Annotated in this window: 17 protein-coding genes and 2 pseudogenes; 1 reads left to right on the top strand and 18 read right to left on the bottom strand. The window is 40.5% G+C overall.

All coding sequences use genetic code 11. From position 1 onward, the window contains the following. Positions 1–116: 116 nt before the first annotated feature. From O3601_RS06210 to O3601_RS06125, 18 genes and pseudogenes are all read right to left on the bottom strand, one after another. Positions 117–803: pseudogene (locus tag O3601_RS06210) on the bottom strand (excalibur calcium-binding domain-containing protein); the annotation flags it as partial. A gap of 49 nt (positions 804–852) precedes the next feature. Next, positions 853–1,470 (bottom strand): alpha/beta fold hydrolase, encoded by a 618-nt coding sequence (locus O3601_RS06205; RefSeq protein WP_371471776.1) that lies wholly within the window; start codon positions 1,468–1,470, stop codon positions 853–855. Then, entirely contained in the window at positions 1,471–3,192 is a 1,722-nt protein-coding gene (gene pabB / locus O3601_RS06200; protein ID WP_371471773.1) for an aminodeoxychorismate synthase component I, read from the bottom strand. It lies immediately after the preceding gene. Positions 3,193–3,252: 60 nt separating this feature from the next. Beyond that, entirely contained in the window at positions 3,253–9,234 is a 5,982-nt protein-coding gene (locus O3601_RS06195) for a ZmpA/ZmpB/ZmpC family metallo-endopeptidase (RefSeq protein WP_371471771.1), read from the bottom strand. A gap of 2 nt (positions 9,235–9,236) precedes the next feature. Next, a complete protein-coding gene (locus O3601_RS06190) occupies positions 9,237–9,800 on the bottom strand; it encodes a TIGR01440 family protein (RefSeq protein ID WP_000659517.1) in 564 nt (187 codons plus the stop codon). A gap of 114 nt (positions 9,801–9,914) precedes the next feature. Next, the gene (locus O3601_RS06185) at positions 9,915–11,606 is read right to left on the bottom strand and encodes a sensor histidine kinase (protein WP_265529390.1); all 1,692 of its coding nucleotides are present in this window, start codon (positions 11,604–11,606) and stop codon (positions 9,915–9,917) included. Continuing rightward, positions 11,603–12,340, bottom strand: a complete 738-nt coding sequence (locus tag O3601_RS06180; RefSeq protein WP_261059230.1) for a response regulator transcription factor — start codon at positions 12,338–12,340, stop codon at positions 11,603–11,605. The genes O3601_RS06185 and O3601_RS06180 overlap by 4 nt, the downstream gene beginning before the upstream one ends. A 70-nt stretch (positions 12,341–12,410) precedes the next feature. Further along, on the bottom strand, positions 12,411–13,523 hold the full coding sequence (gene msrB, locus O3601_RS06175; RefSeq protein ID WP_265529393.1) for a peptide-methionine (R)-S-oxide reductase MsrB: 1,113 nt from the start codon (positions 13,521–13,523) through the stop codon (positions 12,411–12,413). Between the two features lie 9 nt (positions 13,524–13,532). After that, on the bottom strand, positions 13,533–14,096 hold the full coding sequence (locus tag O3601_RS06170) for a redoxin family protein (protein ID WP_265529395.1): 564 nt from the start codon (positions 14,094–14,096) through the stop codon (positions 13,533–13,535). A gap of 13 nt (positions 14,097–14,109) precedes the next feature. Further along, positions 14,110–14,820 (bottom strand): thiol-disulfide oxidoreductase-associated membrane protein CcdA2, encoded by a 711-nt coding sequence (gene ccdA2 / locus O3601_RS06165; protein WP_265529397.1) that lies wholly within the window; start codon positions 14,818–14,820, stop codon positions 14,110–14,112. A 153-nt stretch (positions 14,821–14,973) separates the two neighbouring features. Then, complete coding sequence (locus tag O3601_RS06160) at positions 14,974–15,522, bottom strand: GNAT family N-acetyltransferase (RefSeq protein WP_265529399.1); 549 nt, start codon at positions 15,520–15,522, stop codon at positions 14,974–14,976. Between the two features lie 106 nt (positions 15,523–15,628). After that, positions 15,629–16,453, bottom strand: a complete 825-nt coding sequence (nadE, locus tag O3601_RS06155; protein WP_265529402.1) for an ammonia-dependent NAD(+) synthetase — start codon at positions 16,451–16,453, stop codon at positions 15,629–15,631. Next, entirely contained in the window at positions 16,450–17,910 is a 1,461-nt protein-coding gene (locus O3601_RS06150; protein ID WP_371471766.1) for a nicotinate phosphoribosyltransferase, read from the bottom strand. The genes nadE and O3601_RS06150 overlap by 4 nt, the downstream gene beginning before the upstream one ends. Positions 17,911–18,025: 115 nt before the next feature. Next, on the bottom strand, positions 18,026–18,514 hold the full coding sequence (locus tag O3601_RS06145; RefSeq protein ID WP_371471763.1) for a DUF6773 family protein: 489 nt from the start codon (positions 18,512–18,514) through the stop codon (positions 18,026–18,028). Next, the gene (locus O3601_RS06140) at positions 18,504–18,977 is read right to left on the bottom strand and encodes a DUF6773 family protein (RefSeq protein ID WP_371471760.1); all 474 of its coding nucleotides are present in this window, start codon (positions 18,975–18,977) and stop codon (positions 18,504–18,506) included. The genes O3601_RS06145 and O3601_RS06140 overlap by 11 nt, the downstream gene beginning before the upstream one ends. Beyond that, positions 18,967–19,176: a helix-turn-helix transcriptional regulator gene (locus O3601_RS06135; RefSeq protein WP_001812672.1), complete on the bottom strand. Its 210-nt coding sequence runs from the start codon at positions 19,174–19,176 to the stop codon at positions 18,967–18,969. Before O3601_RS06135 ends, O3601_RS06140 begins: the two co-directional genes overlap by 11 nt. Positions 19,177–19,322: 146 nt before the next feature. Further along, the gene (locus O3601_RS06130) at positions 19,323–19,481 is read right to left on the bottom strand and encodes a hypothetical protein (protein WP_261026082.1); all 159 of its coding nucleotides are present in this window, start codon (positions 19,479–19,481) and stop codon (positions 19,323–19,325) included. A gap of 35 nt (positions 19,482–19,516) precedes the next feature. Further along, the gene (locus tag O3601_RS06125; protein WP_023943224.1) at positions 19,517–19,927 is read right to left on the bottom strand and encodes a GNAT family N-acetyltransferase; all 411 of its coding nucleotides are present in this window, start codon (positions 19,925–19,927) and stop codon (positions 19,517–19,519) included. A 90-nt stretch (positions 19,928–20,017) separates the two neighbouring features. Between O3601_RS06125 and O3601_RS06120 the strand changes: the two are divergent. After that, positions 20,018–20,155, top strand: a pseudogene (locus O3601_RS06120) (IS630 family transposase); the annotation flags it as partial. Positions 20,156–20,293: the final 138 nt, after the last annotated feature.

The raw sequence follows: 20,293 nt of genomic DNA, 5'->3' as shown, positions 1-20,293 counted from the left end.
CATATTCTCCTTTTTCATTATGAATTAACTGAAAATGCTTACAGTATTAGTATAACAAAAACTAATCGTTTGTGCAAAGGTTTGCATTAACTTTCTAAATTTTATCTGATTTATGGTTTCCAGAGACCTGAAGCATCTAAATAATAACGTCCTCCATCAACTCGCTCATTTTTAGCCATTTTGCCATCTGATTTCAAATAGTAGTTTCCTTGCCATGCATTGCGAGCGTATGAACCATCTGATTTCAAGTAATACCAGGCTTGATAAGAAGAGTCATAAACCCACTCACCTTGTGCCATTTTACCGTTTGACTTAAGGTAGTAAGCTCCTTGCCATGCATTTTTTGCATAAGAACCATCTGATTTCAAATAATACCAAGCTTGATAAGAAGAGTCATAAATCCATTCGCTCTGTGCCATTTTACCATCAGCTTTCAGGTAATAGCTTCCCTGCCAAGCATTTTTCACTGGATTGCCATTTCCATCAAAGTAATACCAAGCGCCGTCCTGCTTAACCCAACCACTTGTTGTTGCTGAACTTGTATTGTTTTGAGCCGCAGCTGATTGTTTTGCTTTAAAAGCACCCTTAGGAGCATTCTTCAATTCGCAAGCCACACCATCATGATCGCGATCTAACTTGGCAGAATATCCCGGTTCTCCCTCATGAATATCCGAGTATCCATTTGCCCAAGCTTCCTTACAGCTAGAAAAATGAATGTTTTCTTCTGCTAACACAGGCTGTGAAAACAAGGCTAAAACTGGCAAGGTAGCCAGACTCATTTTTAAAAATAGACGTTTGTTCATTTCTTTCTCCTATAATTATGATATCGTTTTCAATATTATTTTATCAAACTTATTTCAGCAATTCAAGGAAACTTCTGGTCTTTTCTACAAACTCCTTTGGTTTTGCTCTATTCAGAACATGAGAACCGTCAGGGATAATCTGGAACTGGGAATTTGACATCAGTTCTTGAATAGCTTTCATTGAACTAAGATTTGGCTTATCCTGACTACCACAAATTAACAAAGTTGGATAGGGACAATTCTTTGCAATCTCCCTTAAATCAAGTGTTTTTAATTCCTCAGAAACTCCAACCAGAAGCGATTTATCTGCTCCCTGTTTCTCAAATATCCTCTTAGGCAGCAATTTAAACATCAGCAACTGAATGTAAAAAGGGATATTGCCCGCTAGTTTCAATGGACAACCTGATAAAACCAAGGCCTGAAGATTTGGCAAATCGTAACTTGACAGCTCTAATGCAAGTGCAGCACCTAAGGACAATCCAATCAAAACAAAAGGTTCTGTCTCTTGAGCTAGGCGCTGATAAACTCGCTCCTTGACTTTTTGATAGCTGTTAACTTCAGAAGAAAATAACTCGATAGCCTCAGAAGGATAATCTGTCAGTAGATTCCGAACCTCTTTCCAAGACTCTGCTGACTGCCCTAACCCGTGTAAAAATACCTGTTTCATCTAGTTCTCCTCTAGGCTTAATTCATACAAGCCTCTCACTGCATTACAGGCGTAAATAGCTTCTGCTTGGGCTAAGTCTTTTAAGGTCAAAACTTTCTCTTCTACCTCTCCTGTTTCTAGTAAATACTGGCGATAAATTCCTGGCAAGATTCCAAGTCGGATAGGCGGTGTGTAAAGTTTCTCATCGATTTTCAGAACCAAATTTCCGATAGAGAGTTCAAGCAATTCTCCTCTTGTATTATGGTAAATTTTCTCTTGTTCCCCTAATCTCAAATGCGGTCGGTGAGTCGTTTTGAAATAGGTAAATGCTTGTTGCAAATCCGCTTCCTGAAGACAGAGTTGGGACTGACAAAAGCTTGTACTGAGGGATGTTAATACTTGACGATTGACTTCTATCTCTCCAGACTTGCTAAGGCTAATTCGCAAGCGGAAGTCTTGATTAATGTCACAAGCCTGACACTCTTCCTTTATCTTTTGTTTCAAGTCTTCTGCATCAAAAGGATAAGCAAAATAGCGACTAGCTGTACTCAGCCTTTCTAGATGTTGTTCTTCAAACAGCAGATTCTTATGGCTGATTTTCCCAGTCGTAATCAGTTTGAAACGAGCTTGTTTACGATAGAGAACAGCCGCCTTTTGATGAACTTCACGGTATTCAGACTCCCAGGTGCTATCCCATGTAATTCCTCCGCCAACTCCATAGATGGCTTTCCCTTGATACAGTTGAATAGTCCGAATAGCAACATTAAAAATTCGTCTCCCATTTGGAAGTAAAAGACCAATCGTTCCACAGTAGACTCCGCGCGGTTGTGGCTCCAAGTCCTTGATAATCTCCATAGTCGCAATTTTCGGAGCGCCCGTTATGGATCCGCAAGGAAAGAGTGAGCGAAAGATTTCAACAAGGTCAACATCCTCTCGCAACTGACTCTTGATGGTCGAAGTCATCTGCCAAACAGTTGAATACTGCTCTACCTGACACAGACGCTCCACATGCTCACTGCCCACTTCAGAAATACGGTTCATATCATTGCGCAAGAGGTCCACAATCATCATGTTTTCAGAGCGATTTTTAGGATCCTGCTCCAACCAACTAGCCTGCTCTAAGTCTTCATGGTCAGTTACCCCACGCTGAGTCGTTCCCTTCATTGGTCGCGTTGTCAACTCACGGTCATTTTGCTCAAAAAAGAGCTCTGGACTCATGGAAATCACTGCCATCTCGTCATGTTCAACATAGGCATTGTAGCCCGCCTCCTGCTCTACCACCATACGATTGTAAATGGCAAAAGGATCGGCACTCAAGTCCTGTTTGAGTTGGACAGTGTAGTTGACCTGATAGGTGTCACCCTGCCGCAAATGATGGTGAATCTGAGCAATCGCCTTTTCATAATCCTCTGAGGACGTCACTTCCTGCCAATTTGAAGGCAAATCAACCTCATCATAAGTCAGAGGAATAGGGGATGTTTCTACCCTATCATGAACTGTAAAATAAAGCAGGTACTCTGCCAATAAAGGAGCTTTATGAACTGCTAATTTCTCCTCAAAAGCAGGTGCAGCCTCGTAGCTGACATAGCCCACCACATAGTAGCCCTGCTCTTGGTAACTTTCCACTTGTGCCAGCAAGTCTGCCACTTCTGCCAAATCTCTGGTTTTTAACTCTTTGATAGGCTGGGTAAAAGTGTATCTCTCCCCCAAATCCCTAAAATCAATCACTGTTTTTCTATGCATACCTTAAGTATAGCATAAAATAAGAAAACCCTCATCCGCAAAGCAGATGAGAGGTTTCGATTATTTAAAGATTGAAGTTTTAAAGCTATTTGTTTGTTGAAGAAGTTTCTTGAAGAGTTTTTCTTTAAGTGATACAGTATTATCAAATTTAACTGAACCATTATTTAGAGTAGCTTTATCTTTATCAACAGCTGCAGCAAATGCATTCTTCAAGTCTTCGTAACTACTGTATGTAGTACCGTCAATTGTAACAGGGTTAAATCCTGCTTTCGCTTTATCAACAACTTCTTTGAAGTATTCTTTCTTCCAATCTTCTAGAGTATTAAATTTACCATCAGAAACTTTCTTAATGATAAAGTCATCACCTAGAGTAGCATGACCAGCTTTTTTAGACTCATTTTTCAACATGTTAGAAGCATAATTTAAGAAGCCTTTTTCATATCCAAAGTAACCCCACATACGGAATGTGTTATGTTTGAATGACATAGAGCCTGGAGCTCCTTCACTTGTATTACCACCATAGATACCAGCAGTGATAGGCACCGTTACATAGGCAGAGCCAAATCCAGTTGGGTCATAAGTACCATTACCAGGACCGTGTTTGGTCATGAAGTTCTTATCTACTAGGTCGTTAACAGAAGTTAAGTTATATTCTTTTTCTTCTGCATTCAAATCACGAACCTCATCGTATTGGTTCTTCGTATTAGCGTTACGTAGTTTTTTAGCAACTTTCTTGAACCAAGCGTTGTTTAGTGCTTTATCGTGTTTATCAATTACAGCTTCTCCTTCAAGATAATCAAGAAGCATAAGCGTATCATTGAAACCTTTCATGTAATGATCAATTTCAGCTCGAGAAGTAAGGTCGTTTGGATTAGTATTATACCATTGGTTTCCGTCATTTGGACGTTCATATGCCATGTTTAATCCAAGTGCTTTGAAGTCACCGTTTGGACTTGTTTCAGCAGGTGATTGCAACATACCTTGTGCAAATGCTTCTAGGTCAGTACCTTCACGGTGTCTTGAACCACCTAGGTAAACCATACGGTCATTTACGTGAGTCGTTTCGTGAGTGAAGGCTGAGATACCAAAGTCACTAATCATATCAGTAACCATGAAGAAGACTGAATCATCCTTATAAGGATTACCGTAGATACGAGCTACAGCTCCCATACGCCAGTCAGTAGCATGGTAACGACCTGTTGGTCCGTACAATTCACGGATAGGCGCTACATCCTTACCGCTATTCGTATGTCCGTATTTATCTGTGCTGATTCCTTTATAGTTTTGGTTATCTAACACAGGAGTTGGAACCATGTTATTGCTCTTAAGCAGTTGGTTACGAACTTTATCTAATGATAGACGAGACCAGAAGTCTAGGTAATTTTGTTGACCTTTAGCGACTTTATTGATTTCAGCTTTGAATGCTTCGCGTTCTTCGGCAGTATTCTTACCGTATTTTTCAAATGAACTGTAAGCCATAGTGTTATATGTTGAGATTAAGAACATATGTGCATCTTTTAAATTCAGAAGTGGCAGAATCATTTTACCGTGAACATCATTATTCAATCCTTCATAGGCTCTGTGTTTCTTATCAGCAAACTCAGGAGTTGTTGTTTTAGGTTCAACGATATATACATTATCTTTAGTTGCTTTTATAAACCAATCGTTTAAGTCTGTATCACTTGTGAAGAGACGCATATTATAGTCTAAGAAACTATTTAACTCGCCTATACCAATAACTCCACCGATCGTTTCGCGATAAGCTTCTAAAGTTCTATCACCTTTAATGTTACTTTCTTTAGAACCAACCTTAATCAAGAAGTCTAACACATTAACATTCTTACCGTAGAAATCAGGTTTGAATAGCATTAATTCTTTAATGTTAAAGTCATCGAATTTAACGCCGTAGTAACGATTTAGGTAAGATAATCCAAGAAGAACGGCAGCCTTATTGTCATCAATTTTCTTAATCAAGGCACGTTTTGCAGCTTCATCAGTGTTAAGCTGGTGATCTTCATTTTCTACTAACTTCGTAACAAATTGAGTAAGATTATCTTTAACGTACTTGAAGCTTTCTTCTAAGTACAAGTCCTTAATTGCATTGACTTTGTTGCCACCAGTTCTGCCCAAGTGTTGGTAAATCGGATCAGATTGCAATTCAACCGGACTTAACTTACTTTCAATAGCGCTGATTAAATCTGCACGATCTTTAACAACAATGTTTGGTGTGTAAACAACTTCACCAAGCTCAGCGACACTATATTCTTTCACTTGCTTAACTTTAGATTCTTTCGGTGAAATTGTAAAGATATCTTTTGTCTTATCTGCGTAGTGGACAAAAATGTGGTCAGCATCTGTAAGGTCTGTGACAAAGTCATTGCCTTTCATCGCCGTAACAGACAAGACTTCTTTAGTCATTAATGGACTATCAGCAGCTAATTTATTACCTTGATTTACAATCCATTCTTTATTGTAGAACGGTTGAAGTTTTTCGATGTTACGGTAAGCAAGCTCACGAGATGCATCGTAATCATCGATATTTTTGTATTGATTAGCTTTACTTACAATATTGTTCAGTTTGTCTTCAACAGGAAGTGTGCTTTCGAATTTATCAGCAGTGATTCCCATTTTAGCGATTAATTCATCAGCTTTTTCTTTAGTTATGCTAGGAATTTTTTTAGAATTATTATAAGTTGTTTTACCTTCACTTACACCCTCAACACTGAAGTTGCGCTTCGTTCTAGAGTATGTAAAGTAATCATCAGCATCAATATCAGAGTGACCAAAGACCATTTCACCAGTCTTAACTTTCATCATAGTGATGTTGTCTTCTATAGCACCTAGTGCCCAGTTAGTTCCTAGCAATCCACCAGACATAACTGCTTCTTTGAGTTCAATAGAGCCTTTTGCTACAGAGTTTCGAAGAGTACCTTCTTTACCTAAAGTATTGTTGTTACCACCGTTTTGAGATGAATATACAATTCCGGCAGCTTTAGCTTTGTTACCTGTGATTTCAGCATCAACATAAGCTTTTTCTACAATACCCTTCCAGTTTTCACCGACGATACCTGTTAAATAACCACCTCGATTTCCAGCAGCGTGTACTTTACCGATAAATGCAACATTACTTAATTTTCCACTACCATCAATTTTATTGATAACACCAGATACATCATTATTACCAACAACGTTACCTGTTACTTTAATATTCTCTACAGTGGCATTATTTTTGATAACATTCGCTAGTGGTGCAATCCTATCAGTCCCTGACATGTCGATATTTACATTTTCAAGTAGTAAATCTTTTACCGTACCACCGACAATATCACCGAATAAAGGTCTGTTCATATTGCTAATGGTAAATTTATTACCGTCAGTGCTTGTTAATGTTCCTTTGAAAGCATTAGTAACATAAGATTTTCCTGCTGGTTTAACGTTCGCTGCATTTAGATCTGCGCCAAGTTTAAACTCGCCAGTAGGATTCGCTTGCATATCTTTTACAAGCTCGTTGAAGTTATAGTAAACATTACCTTCTTTTAATTTTTGTTTTTCAAAGTAATGAACATACTCTTCGCTAAGTGTGTTATCCGCATTACGTTGAATCAAATCTGGTGCTTTGGCAGTGACTTTGTATAGAGTTTTTCCGTCTTTTTCTACTTCTTCAATCTTGTCAATAGCAAGTCTTGTTATTTTGTTATCATGAGTGGTCACTCGTAGGTAAAGTGGAGCAACATCAGTTGGTTTTTCTGTCAGCAAACTAGTATCTGTTTCGTTACCGTCAGCATCCACACTCATCAAGCTTGTTTCTTTGATGTTTTTGATTTCAACTTTTTTGAGGTCAAGTCTTAGCGGTTCTTCCTTCAGAACTTCTTCCTCATCACCCTCACCACGGTCATAAACCATCTTAGTTTCAAGTTTATAATCCTTGTAGTACTGCAAATCTGTCAAGGTAGTTGTCAGGTCGTCTGGTGAAACATTCAATGTTTTCACAATCTCATCACCTTTTTTCAGAGTTAAGGTGATAGATTTAATGGCTGCCTTGCTTGGATTTTCTAGACTATATTTAACATCTGAAGTACGCTTCAAATCCTTAGGTTCAACTGCTGTGATAGTCAATACTGGTTTTTCAAAAGTCTTGGTACCACGTTTCAAAATTTTGTCTTGAGGTGCCTCAAGGATTTCCTCTGTAACTTTTGGAGCGTCTTCTGTTTTAACTCCTTTAATGGTATTAAAGGTCTTGGTAATTTTTTTCTGACCCTCTTTACCTTCTTGAGCTACAACTTCTAAGCCTTTTTTCAGTTGGTCATCTTCTTTAACAACTTCCTTAAATGGAATCTTTTCAAGACTTTCTTCTACCAGAGTTCCTTCAATTGGTTTTATCCCACGACTTACCTGTTGGTTTACAGGTTCCTTGGTAACTTCTGTGCTAGTTGAAAGAACTTGGTCCGTTTTAACACCTTCTACTGTTTTATAAGTTGTTTTAGTAACTTGACTACCTTTTTCACCATTTCTTACGACAGTTTCTTCATCCGTGTACTTGGTTGGGTCCTCAGTAGTTTCAGTTTTGTAGTCTAAGTCTGTAGTTGATGTTTCAACAAGGGTTCCCTCAGTTACTTTGTACTCAGGTAACTGATCTTGTACAAGGGCTTGACCAGTTTTACCTTCCTCTTGGGTACCTTTCGCTTCAACTGGAGCCTCTGGCAGTTCGGGTTGAGTTAAGGATTGACCTTCCTTACCTACCTCTTGAGTTCCTTTAGACTCTACTTTAGCCTCTGGTAGTTCCGGTTGTGTTAGTGCTTGACCTTCCTTACCTACCTCTTGAGTTCCTTTAGACTCTACTTTAGCCTCTGGTAATTCCGGTTGCGTTAAAGCTTGACCTTCCTTACCTGCCTCTTGAGTTCCTTTAGACTCTACTATAGCTTCTGGTAGTTTCGGTTGTGTTAGTGCTTGACCTTCTTTGCCTGCCTCTTGGGTTCCTTTAGCTACTTGGTGGCTTGGTTCAGCTTGTGGTACTGGAGTTGGAGCAGGTTGCACCTCTTTCTTAGTTCCGACTGCAATGACTTGCGACACAGGATTTTGAACAACTTGGTCTTCAATGACTTCTCTAACTTCTTGACCATTGACCATTGAAACTTTGGTTACAATTCGACGCTGACCATTTACTCCGGCTGTGACGATACGAGTCTGTCCTTCTGCTAGATTCGCATCTGGACTTGTGACTGTTTCAAACGGAATCTCTACCAAGCTCTCTTCCAGTCTTGTCTGAGGATTCGCAGAAACTGGTTTTTCTTCAACAGCAGGGGCAACTGGATTCTCGACGACAGATTTCTCAACGACAGGTTCAGGAGTGACAGCAGGTCTTTCTTGAACGACTTCTGTTTTCTCGATTTCATTTGCATTTTGCTTTTCTACTGGCAACTGAGACTTCTCAGCTGAAGCTGGTCTTGATGGATGGAGTTCTGCTTCCTTGAAGTATCCGATGTATTCATAGCCATCAATGTGGATAATCCCTTCAGCCAAACCTTCATGTGTAGAGGCTGAAATAGTTTGGTTATAAGAAAGTAATTCTTTATTTTCAAATGCAAATGTCCCGTAAGGCACAAAGGTGCTAGCTCCTAAAGAACCAATCAAGAGAACACCTAGAACCTCTTTGCGACCTTTTTTGGACACCAAAAAGACTGCTAGTGAGGCCGTTGCCAAACCAAGACCTGCCAAGGCTAGTTCCTTACTTCCTGTGTATGGAAGTTGTTGACTGTTAGTTGCCTTCTTACGATAAACTACATAAAGAATATCATCATCTTGAAATTCTGTAGGAACCTCATGGTGAATCAGGGCTTTTTCAGACTCGGTCAATTCCTGCTCCGCCAAATAACGGTAATGAACACTATGAGCACTGCCAACTTCATTGGCTTGAACCTTATCTACTGAAAGGGCACTGGCTCCAAAAAGGAAGGCTCCGATGGCTACAGGACCTACCCCAACAGTTAGCTTACGAATTGAATATTTTGTGATTTTTTCTAGTTGCTGTTTTGTTTTTCTCATTTTCACGACTTTCTAATAGAATCTTGTGGATAATGCGCACGCGCACCTCCAATTAATTTTGGACGACTAGCCAATGCCGTTACGTGGGCATGACCAATCTCTCTCAAAAGAGGGCGAATCGGAACCTGAACATGCTTGACATGCATGCCAATTGCAGTGTCTCCGATATCCAATCCAGCATGAGCCTTGATAAATTCAACCTCAACTGGATCCTGCATAAACTTGAAGGCTGCCAATTGACCCGAACCTCCTGCATGAAGAGTAGGAAGGACACTAACTATTTCCAGACCAAACTGTTCTGCCACCTGACGTTCAACGACGAGGGCCCGATTGACATGTTCACAACCTTGAACAGCTAGATGAATTCCTTTTTCCTCTAAGATATCTAGGATGGTCTTCACAATAATTTCCCCAATTTCTTGGCTGGATTCCTTACCAATCTGACCACCTATCACTTCACTAGAAGAAAGGCCCAAAACAAAGATAGATCCTTGCTTCAAATTGGCCTTTTCTAATACATCTTTTACAATTTGGCTTGTTTCTCTTTGAATGTCTTTTTCCTTCATACTTGATACCTCTTTTGTCACTATCTATCATATCGTTTTTTCTACGTTTTAGCAAGATAGACAACCTGAAAATCTTACTCCAACCTGCATAAAACTCCCAGAATTGACTGGGAGTTAGCTAGTTTCTATTCTATTTATGTATATTTCAACTGTCGTCCCTTTTGAGGGAATAGAATCGATCTTCATCTGGTAATCTTCTCCAAAATGAAGTTTGAGCCGTTGGCCAACATTTTTCAGACCAACTCCCCCACGTTTGAGTTGACTTTGACTACTATCGCCAGCATCTTGGAAGCCAACTCCATCATCTTCAATACGGATGACCAAGCCCGAATCCTGTTTCTGGACAGAAACTCTAATATGTCCTTGACCTTCCTTTTCCTTAATGCCATGGTAAAGAGCATTTTCTACCAAGGGTTGTAACACCAACTTGGGCAAGACTAAATTATCAAAGGCAGGATTTTCATCAATTTCGTATTCCAGCTTATCTCCATAGCGTTGTTTCTGGATAAAGAGATACTGGCGGACATGGTTGATTTCGTCAGACAGGCAAATCAAATCCTTCCCCTGATTGAGAGCCAAGCGGAAATAGGTTGCCAAGGACTTGGTCACCTGCACCACTCGCTGACTGTCCTGAAATTCAGCCATCCAGATGATGGTGTCCAAAGTGTTATAGAGGAAATGCGGATTAATCTGGCTGGATAGAGCTTGAAGTTGGTACTGACGGGTTGTTTCTTCCTGCCTGCGCACATCTGCCATCAGCTGATCAATCTGATCCAACATGGCATTAAATTGGCGAGTCACTTCTCTCAGTTCATGGGCACCAGTTTCCTTGGCACGAAGATTCTGATTACCAGAAGCAATCTCCAGCATGGTTTCTCTCAAGTCATTCATAGGAGCAATCCAGCGTTTAAGACTAAGCCACACCAAACAGAGACAGGCAAGAAGAGAGGTGAAACTGGCTCCAAGCAAGGTCCACATGAGCTGACTCCGAACTTGCTCTAACTTCTCCAGCGAAGACACCCCAAGCACCGTCCAATCAGTTCCAGCAATCCTTTCCTGACTGACGTAGGATTTGTGATCTGGAGTATAACCCTGCCCTGTCTCGATATAGGGTTTCATGGCCTCCATTTCGCTAGCTGAGCTATAGACTGTGTGTTGAGGATGGTAAACAAATTCATGGTTTTCATTGATGATAAAGGCAAAGCCTTGCTGACCCAACTGAAGCTGGTTAAGATAGGCTTCCAGAGTTTCATAAGAAATATCCAAACGAAGCACGCCCAGATTAGCTCCCTTTGCATCAACAAGTTCCTGAGTGACAGAAATGACCCACTGACTATCTGATTTACGAGCTGGAGTCAAAACTGGCGTGGCTCCCTGATGAATAGCCTTTTGATACCAATCCTCAGCCATCATATCAGAGGAAGTTTTCATCTGCACACTGTCATCTGTAGAAATAACCTGACCTGATTTGGTGACCAGGACTACCGTTTTCAAGTCCTGGTCTGACTTTAAGATGGTCAAAAACAAATCTCGAATTCCCTTGACCTTGTCTTGAATGGGATTATCAGCATAGGCTAGGACATCCGTCTGCTGGGTCAAACTAGTCGAGGTGGTTTCTAATTTTTTGATATAAGACTGGATAAAGTGGCTAGTCTGACTGATAGTCGTTTGGCTATTGCCCTCAATAGTAGCCTCAATAGCTGAAGAACTAGATTGATAGTAGAAAGTCCCAACTAGAGCTAGGAGAATGAGAAAGACCAGAAAGATGGAAATAACCATTCTGACTAGGAGAGAAGAACGCTTCATCGACCTTCCCCCTTCTTAAACTGACGAGGTGTCACACCTGCAATCTGCTTAAAGCGTTGGGTAAAATAGTTCATATCTTCAAAACCAACCTTCTCTGCGATCTCATAAATCTTCAGATCTGTAGTTAAAAGCAAGAGCTTGGCTTGTTTGACACGTTCTCGCACCAAATAATCCTGAAAAGGCAGGCCCAACTCTTTCTTAATCAAAGAACTCAGATAAGTCGGGCTAAAGCCCAAGTCACTGGCCAAGCTCTTTAAACTAAATTGACTATCAGCTAGATGAGACTGGATTTTCTGGGCCATGTTTCCTTCAAACTTATCGGTTAATAAATCTTGTAACTGCTCTTCTTTTTCTTCCTTGTCCAACTTTTGCTTGATTTTCCCCAGCATTTCCTCAATATCCTGACGAGAAAAAGGCTTAAGCAGGTAGTCATCCACACCGAGTTTGACAGCAGACAAGGCATAATCAAAATCATCGTAGCCTGTCAAAAAAACTAGATGAATCTGAGGATAGGTTTCTCGGACCAGACTGGCCAACTGGATGCCATTTAGCTGAGGCATGTTGATATCGGTTAAAATGATATCTGGCACCTGCTTTTGTATCAATTCCCAAGCCTGCCTTCCATTTTCAGCTTGACCGATGATTTCCATATCGTAGGCTGCTACATTGACCAGCTTGGTCAAGCCTTGTCTTACCAGATATTCATCTTCTACGATTAAGATTGTGTAGGTCATGCTTCTCTCCTTTGTCACTTACTAGTATCAGTATAGCAAAATTCTCCGCTAACTGCTTAGGAAAGACCTCTTAATCAACATAATCTAGTAAATAAGCATAGCCTTTTTCTTCCATTTGGTCTTTGGGAATAAAGCGGATAGAGAGACTATTGATACAGTAGCGCAAGCCACCCTTGTCCTGTGGTCCATCCGTAAAGACATGGCCAAGGTGAGAATCTCCCACTCGGCTCCGCACTTCCATGCGTGTCATATTGTAGGACTTATCTTCCTTGTAGGTGGCAACATCTGGACTGATTGGTTGGGTAAAACTAGGCCAGCCACAACCAGACTCAAACTTGTCCTTTGATGAAAAGAGAGGTTCACCAGTTGCTACATCCACATAGATACCAGATTCAAATTTATCCCAGTAGCGGTTTGAAAAAGCTCGTTCTGTTTGATTTTTCTGGGTAACTGCATACTCCTCAGGCGACAAGGTCTTTTTCAATTCTTCATCACTTGGTTTGGGATATTTGCTGGCATCAATGACAGGATAAGCCGCCTGATTGACATTGATATGGCAGTAGCCATTTGGATTTTTCTTGAGATAGTCTTGGTGATAGTCCTCAGCCACCACAAAATTCTTCAAGGCCTCCTTTTCAACTGCTAGAGGTTGATCGTATTTCTTCGCTACCTCATCAAAGACTTGGTTGATTACCTCTAAATCCTTGTTATCTGTGTAATAAACACCGGTACGGTACTGGGTTCCCACATCATTTCCTTGTTTATTTTTGCTGGTTGGATTGATAATGCGGAAATAATGAAGCAGGATTTCCTTAAGGGAAATTTGCTTGGCATCATAGGTAACATGGACAGTCTCCGCATGACCTGTTTGGTTAATCAATTCGTACTTGGTTGTTTCCCCTCTACCATTTGCATAGCCTGATACGGCATCGGTCACACCGGGAACGCGTGAGAAATATTCCTCAACTCCCCAGAAACATCCCCCAGCTAGATAAATTTCGTGCAAGTCTGCATCTTTACTAACTTCTATTTTTTTCACTGTTTTTCCTCCTTGGCTAACTGATGCTTTCTCAATTTGCGAGCTATCTGTCTGCCCTGCATTTCGCATCAATAGAAAATAGAAACCGGTTATGGCTAGGAAAAAGATTCCTGCCAAGACAAACAATTTTATTTTATCATTCATGACCTTTCTCTACCCCATTTCTTTCAATGTTTTTAAAATCATATCCTTATCCATAAAACCAGGTTGCGTTTTGACCAGCTTGCCTTCCTTGTCTATAAAGGCTTGAGTTGGATAAGAACGAACACCATAACTTTCTAAAAGTTTACCTGATGGGTCAATTAGAACTGGGAAATGTTTATAATCCAAGCCCTTGTACCAGTTCTTAAAGTCTGCTTCTGCTTGTTCCCCCTTATGTCCAGGAGACACCACTGTCAAAACTACATAGTCATCACCAGCATCCTTAGCAATTTCATCGGTATCTGGAAGACTGGCTAGACAGATGGAACACCAAGAAGCCCAGAATTTGAGATAGACTTTCTTGCCCTTATAATCAGATAAACGGTAAGTCTTGCCATCTACTCCCGTCAGTTCGAAATCAGCAACCGCCTGACCTTTAGTCGCAGTTTGTGAACTGACTTGTTCTGTTTTTGTTTGCTCCTTCATAGTAGATTCGTCTGACATATTTTTAGCCGAACAGGCTGCCAAGCAACAGATTGAGCCGACTCCAAGGAGACATGTTTGCCATTTTTTCATTTCTTCTTCCTCTCTATTCAAATAATGTAGTCAAAATGGAAGCATTTCCCAAAAGCACCAAGATTCCCATCACGATAATGAGGAAACCACCCACTTTTTTGAGGGTTCCGAGGTAGGGATGGAGTTTTCGGAAATGTTTCAAAACATAGCTGGAGGCTAGGGCTAGAACCAAGAATGGTAGCGCCAAACCTAACGTGTACACCAACATGAGACCAGCTCCCTGCCAAGCACCTGAGCCACCTGAAGCCGCCAAGGCCAAAACAGAACCAAGAACCGGCCCTACACAAGGCGTCCAAGCAAAACTAAAAGTCAACCCCAGTAAAAATGCCTGACTATAGCCATTCCCCTTTTGCCCCTGTCTCTGTAATTGTAGCCTTCTTTCCTTGTAGAGTCCCTTCAAATGTAAGACTTCCATCTGGTGCAAGCCTAAGAGAATGATCACCGCACCCGTCACATACTGAAACCAAGAGGCATACAAAAGGTTTCCTAAAAAGCCAGCTCCATACCCCAGTAGGATAAAGATAAAGGAAATCCCCGCTATGAAAGCTAGAGTTCTCAATAAACTAACAATTGAGATTGAAAATTTGCCGCTAGAAGCCTGAGCACCATCTTTATCATCCAACAAGACCCCTGCATAGACCGGTAATAAGGGTAAGATACAAGGAGAAAAGAAGGAGAGAATTCCAGCAAGAAAAACACTGATAAAAAAGATAATATTATCCATTGCCTTCCTCCATTCTTTGATTTGATAGGACTATTATATCCTCAAAACTCCAGAAAAAACAGGGATAATGATAGGGAAAAATAGGAATTTAATCAGGTTATGTAAAAAAGCCAGACAAAGTCTGACTTTGATGGAAACTGAAAAGAAATTTCACTAGTCTTCCCTACTTATCTGATAATAAATAAGGTCCGCAACGTAGTCTTTTCTCTCCACACCATTGGCAATAGTTTTTAGATAGGACATTCCAGCCTTCTCCATCACACGGCCTGAAGCTGGGTTAAGACTGGCATAACGAGCTCTGACCTTTTGAAAGCCTGCTTGAGTAAAACAAAAGTCTAACACAGCTTTCAAGGCCTCCGTCATCATACCACGACCCCAATAATTTTTTCCTAAAATATACCCAATTTCACAGCTAGAGTCAATCTCATCCATTTCAACGATACTGATATCTCCTATCACTTGCCCAGGATTTTCTTTGAGACAAATAGCCCATTTGTAATAGTTGGGATTGGTATAGTATGAAACCCAATTTCGAATCGAGTTCCGAGTCACTTCAACATCAGGATGAGGATCCCAGGTGACATAGGTCAGATTCTCAGGAGACGAAGCCCAATTTTGAAACATGGCTTCCGCATCACTCTCCACAAATCTTCTCAAAATCAAACGTTCTGTCTGTATCATTTGCGTACCAATTGCTTTCATAATGTTACCTCGTTTTCTTATTTCTAGGCTCGGGCTAAAAAGGTCCCCCGGACCTTCTTCGCTTTCTCATTTCTAGGCTCAGGGTAAAAACCTCCACTGGAGGTTTTTACTCCCAAAAATCATCAAATACGGTGATTGGTAGGTGGCGTTTGTGTTGGCCTTTGTGCCACCAGTTTTCGATTCTTGCTTGAGCTTCTGGGCTGATTGTTTTGCCTTCTAGGTAGTCGTCAATCTCTGCATAGGTGACTCCGAGGGCTACTTCGTCAGCTAGACCTGGTTTATCTTCTTCTAGGTCTGCCGTTGGGATTTTTTCATAAAGGGCTGGGTCTGCACCAAGCACCTTCAAGAGTTGTTTTCCTTGGCGTTTATTGAGGCGGTAAAGAGGGAGAATGTCTGCACCACCATCACCAAACTTAGTAAAGAAGCCTGTGATATTTTCCGCAGCGTGGTCTGTTCCAATGACCGCTCCGCTATGGGAACCAGCAAGGGCATACTGAGCAATCATACGGCAACGAGCCTTGATATTGCCCTTGTTAAAATCTGAAACAGGACTACCTGTCGCATCAACTGCAGCTGTCATGGCATCAGCTGATTCCTTGATATTGACGACTAAACTGACATCTGGTTGGATGAATGATAAGGCTTTTTGAGCATCTGCTTCATCAGCTTGCACTCCATATGGCAGGCGAACAGCGATAAATTTGTAGCTGTCGTCTCCCGTTTCTGATCGCAGTTCTTCCATAGCTAGTTGAGCTAAACGTCCTGCTAAGGTTGAGTCTTGTCCTCCAGAAATCCCTAGTACAAAGGTTTTTAGGAAGGGATGTTTTTTCAGGTATCTTTTTAAGAAATCAATGGAACGGCGGATTTCTTCCTGGGCATCAATCACTGGTTTCACGCCCAATTCTTGGATAATCATTTCTTGCAAACTCATTCTTCTTCTCCTTCACCGAGGGCTTCCTTGCGCATCTTGTCAATCAAGTCCATCTTGTCTTGCCATACATCACGCGCCAAATCCACTGGATAGTGTTGCGGATTGAGCACACGCTTGTACTCATCCCAAAGCTTGTCAAATTCCTTACGAGCATAATCCTGAATCTCAGTCAAGCTAGGCAAGTTGTAAATCAATTTCCCGTCTTTAAAGATATCCACCAAGAGAGGAACGGCATCAAAATTACGAACGGTCTTCTTGATGTAGGTATAAGTCGGATGGAACATCTTGATTTCTGTCATGTCGCTCACATCCACACCGTCATAAGTGATGTAGTCGCCTTCTGACTTGCCTTTTTCACGACTGGTAATACGCCACACCTGCTTCTTACCTGGCGTAGACACTTTTTCAGCATTATTTGACAGCTTAATCGTATTGCGCATGTTCCCATTTTCATCTTCGATTGCAACAATCTTATAAACTGCCCCAAGAGCTGGCTGGTCATAGGCTGTAATCAGCTTGGTTCCCACACCCCAGACATCAATCTTGGCCTTTTGCATCTTGAGGTTGAGGATGGTATTTTCGTCCAAATCATTTGAAGCATAAATCTTAGCCTCTGTAAATCCAGCCTCGTCCAATTGCTGACGGACTTTCTTAGAAATGTAGGCAATATCCCCAGAGTCAATCCGCACACCCATAAAGTTAATCTGATCACCCAGCTCACGCGCCACCTGAATGGCAGCTGGCACACCGATACGAAGGGTGTCATAGGTATCCACAAGAAAGACGCAATTTTTGTGGGTCGCAGCATAAGCCTTAAAGGCCTCATAGTCGTTACCATAAACCTGTACCAAGGCATGGGCATGGGTCCCCAAAACAGGAATATTAAAGAGTTTACCAGCGCGCACGTTGCTGGTTCCATTGGCACCACCAATCACCGCTGCGCGTGTTCCCCAGATAGCTGCATCCATTTCTTGAGCCCGACGTGTCCCAAACTCCATTAAAGGTTCATCTTCAATGACTGAACGAATACGAGCTGCCTTAGTCGCCACTAATGTCTGGTAGTTGACGATGTTCAAAAGAGCCGTTTCGACCAATTGACATTGGGCTAGAGGACCTTCCACCTGCACAATTGGCTCATTAGCAAAAACCAAGTCCCCTTCTTGGGCAGAACGAACGGTCAACTCCAACTTGAAATTGCGGAGATAGTCCAAGAATGCCCCATGATAGCCAAGCGACTCCAAGTAGGCGATATCACTATCTGAAAAACGCAAGTCTTCAAGATAGCTCACAATTCTTTCCAAACCTGCAAAAACTGCATAGCCATTCTTAAAAGGCTGTTGGCGGAAATACACCTCAAAGACCGCCTTCTTGTTGTGAATCCCTTGGTCAAAGTAAACCTGCATCATGTTGATCTGGTACAAGTCCGTGTGCAATGTCAAACTATCATCTGGATACATACTTTTCCTACTTCCTTAGCTAGAAATACATAAAAATTTTCAAAAACTTTCATGTATTCCAATAAATTAGTACTATTATAACACATTTTAGCTGGATTGAGAAAAGAGTAACAAGCTATTCTCCACTCTCCAATTCATCCATGTCTTGTTCAAACTTTTTCTGAGCCCATTCGCCATAGCTCTTAAGACCAAGATTGCCAATAAAGACCCAGGGAAGGTAAATAACATAAGTAATTGCCCAAGCAGATAGGTATTTAACGTTCAAAGGATTGTGCTGATAAACTTCTATGTTGAATTGATAATTCTCTAACATCAAAAGAGCCGTAATAGCCAAGGTTAAGAAAAAACAACCCAAAATCGTAAAATGAAAACGACTATAGTAGGTCACTCCCAGATAACGTGCACGATTGAAAAAGAAGAAAATTCCTACTATCAGAGTATAGACTAGAAAATTCGGATTAAAAAGAGATGGGGCCAACACTGCCACCAAATAGCTTAGAAGTACAAGCCCAATAAAGAGTGAAAAAGACTCTGCCCCAGCTTTATTGATTAATTGTTCTTCTCTTTCGTCAAGTAATTGATAATGAATGAATTTATTTACCATCTTCTTCCTCCCAAACTTGCTGATTTCTGCGATTCAAGTATAGGATAACTCGGTCCATCGAATAACTCCCAACGAGATAGATGATAACTGCTAGAACCACTTTTAGGGAGTACTTCCAAGTCAATAGATTGACCAGTTCCTCGCGATTTCCTACGATATCAATCAATAAAATCACTATAGAAAATCCCAAAGCAGATAAAATTCTTTCTTTTCCAGTATTCTCAACAATATCTCGAATATCAATTCCTACATACATGCGGCGAATAATGGCATACAAACCGACTCCAATCAATAAAAGTAATTCTGGTAAATAGGATAGAAGCGTTAAATTAAAAATATAAACTTTGGCAAAAATTTCCAGTGCCAAAAATAGGTACATACCCAAGAGAATTTCTCCTGAAATATTTCCATCCAATTTTTCCGTACGTTCATCTTTGATAACAAGTTTTTTTCTATTTTTCATCTTCTTCCTCCCAAAATAATTGGTCTAGGGTTTTCCCTAAACATCTGCAAATGGACTGGCAGAGCGAGAGACTGGGATTATATTTTCCCGCCTCTATCAAACCAATAGTTTGGCGCGTCACACCAACAGCCTCTGCCAGTTGACCTTGTGTTAAATCAAGCTCAACCCGAGCTAATTTTAATTTTAAATTTTTAGCCACCTGCGTCCTCCTTATAGTTTTAAAAAGTTGCGCCTCTTTTTAACAACATTATATCATATATCTAACTCGATGCAATATATAAATGTCATTTTGTAAAATTTTATTAACAAAAAACTCTCTACCATAAAAAATAGAGAGTGTTAAGTTTAAATATAGGATTTCAAAATATCGACGACATCACTTCTTTTCTTAACCTGATAGGACTTGATTCCCAATTTCTTAACTGCGATTGTATTGGCTTCAATATCGTCTAGAAAGACACAATTTGTAGGATTTAACTGGTATTTATCGAGAATCCCCTTCATACTTATGTCAAGCCCCCCTCTTTGCTTTATTCTCCTTACAAATCCTTTTGGTAATAATATCTTTGCCCAATGTAGGGATAGTCTTGTAACCTAAAGACTTCCTTGTAGCCATGCCTTTTATAAAAATCAGGAGCTTGAAACTGGTAGGTATTGACAAAAGCAAAACGACAGTTTCGATTCTTAGCTTCAGTTTCTGCTTGCTGCAATAGCTTTGAACCGATTCCTTGCCTTCTCAGTTCCTCTTTTACAAATAAATACTCGATTTCTAGCCAATTTCCAAAAGTCTCTGCTATCAAACCTGCCAGGAGATTGCCCTTTTCATCTTCGACATAAAGATTAAGTGGCTCACTTTCAGCCTCTTCTCTTTTGGAACGATTATAAGCACGAATCAGATTCCCAATTTCTTGCGCCTTCTGGGAATCCTCATTTTCCAATTTAAAGTACATCTAAACCTCCTTGAAAACTGATACAGCTTGATTATAAATTTATTACAAGGATTTAGAAGTTGCGGTGCACTATTCTAGATTCAATATACTATACCTCTTCCTCCCTACTCACCTGAGTACAATCCTATTTAAAAAACATGGGCTCATATCAAAAAGCACCTCAAAAAGGTATTACCAAGTTGCAATACTTTTTTTGAGGCTCTTTTGTCTTGTTATTTTTTCAATTGACTATAAAATCTCCAATTTAATTGCTCGTCATTTTGTAAAGAGACTAAGAGGAACTGTATTAAACGAATTATAATCTGTATAAATAACCTTAATGTTCCATTATTAGATGTACACCGTAAAATACCTGCATAACAAATA

Origin of the sequence: Streptococcus sp. 20925_1_69 (assembly GCF_041432365.1) — a bacterium.
GTDB lineage: Bacteria > Bacillota > Bacilli > Lactobacillales > Streptococcaceae > Streptococcus.
The sequence above is the reverse complement of the archived record's forward strand: the minus strand, read 5'-3'. Positions and strand labels throughout refer to the sequence as shown.

What these genes read in the sequence shown, in the direction of transcription:
- O3601_RS06130 (WP_261026082.1), bottom strand. Translation starts at nt 19,481, where the DNA reads ATGAAGGGGATTCTCGATAAATACCAGTTAAATCCTACAAATTGTGTC.
- O3601_RS06145 (WP_371471763.1), bottom strand. Translation starts at nt 18,514, where the DNA reads ATGGTAAATAAATTCATTCATTATCAATTACTTGACGAAAGAGAAGAA.
- msrB (WP_265529393.1), bottom strand. Translation starts at nt 13,523, where the DNA reads ATGAATGATAAAATAAAATTGTTTGTCTTGGCAGGAATCTTTTTCCTA.
- O3601_RS06180 (WP_261059230.1), bottom strand. Translation starts at nt 12,340, where the DNA reads ATGACCTACACAATCTTAATCGTAGAAGATGAATATCTGGTAAGACAA.
- ccdA2 (WP_265529397.1), bottom strand. Translation starts at nt 14,820, where the DNA reads ATGGATAATATTATCTTTTTTATCAGTGTTTTTCTTGCTGGAATTCTC.
- O3601_RS06150 (WP_371471766.1), bottom strand. Translation starts at nt 17,910, where the DNA reads ATGTATCCAGATGATAGTTTGACATTGCACACGGACTTGTACCAGATC.
- nadE (WP_265529402.1), bottom strand. Translation starts at nt 16,453, where the DNA reads ATGAGTTTGCAAGAAATGATTATCCAAGAATTGGGCGTGAAACCAGTG.
- O3601_RS06190 (WP_000659517.1), bottom strand. Translation starts at nt 9,800, where the DNA reads ATGAAGGAAAAAGACATTCAAAGAGAAACAAGCCAAATTGTAAAAGAT.
- O3601_RS06125 (WP_023943224.1), bottom strand. Translation starts at nt 19,927, where the DNA reads ATGTACTTTAAATTGGAAAATGAGGATTCCCAGAAGGCGCAAGAAATT.
- O3601_RS06170 (WP_265529395.1), bottom strand. Translation starts at nt 14,096, where the DNA reads ATGAAAAAATGGCAAACATGTCTCCTTGGAGTCGGCTCAATCTGTTGC.
- O3601_RS06185 (WP_265529390.1), bottom strand. Translation starts at nt 11,606, where the DNA reads ATGAAGCGTTCTTCTCTCCTAGTCAGAATGGTTATTTCCATCTTTCTG.
- pabB (WP_371471773.1), bottom strand. Translation starts at nt 3,192, where the DNA reads ATGCATAGAAAAACAGTGATTGATTTTAGGGATTTGGGGGAGAGATAC.
- O3601_RS06205 (WP_371471776.1), bottom strand. Translation starts at nt 1,470, where the DNA reads ATGAAACAGGTATTTTTACACGGGTTAGGGCAGTCAGCAGAGTCTTGG.
- O3601_RS06160 (WP_265529399.1), bottom strand. Translation starts at nt 15,522, where the DNA reads ATGAAAGCAATTGGTACGCAAATGATACAGACAGAACGTTTGATTTTG.
- O3601_RS06195 (WP_371471771.1), bottom strand. Translation starts at nt 9,234, where the DNA reads ATGAGAAAAACAAAACAGCAACTAGAAAAAATCACAAAATATTCAATT.
- O3601_RS06140 (WP_371471760.1), bottom strand. Translation starts at nt 18,977, where the DNA reads ATGAAAAATAGAAAAAAACTTGTTATCAAAGATGAACGTACGGAAAAA.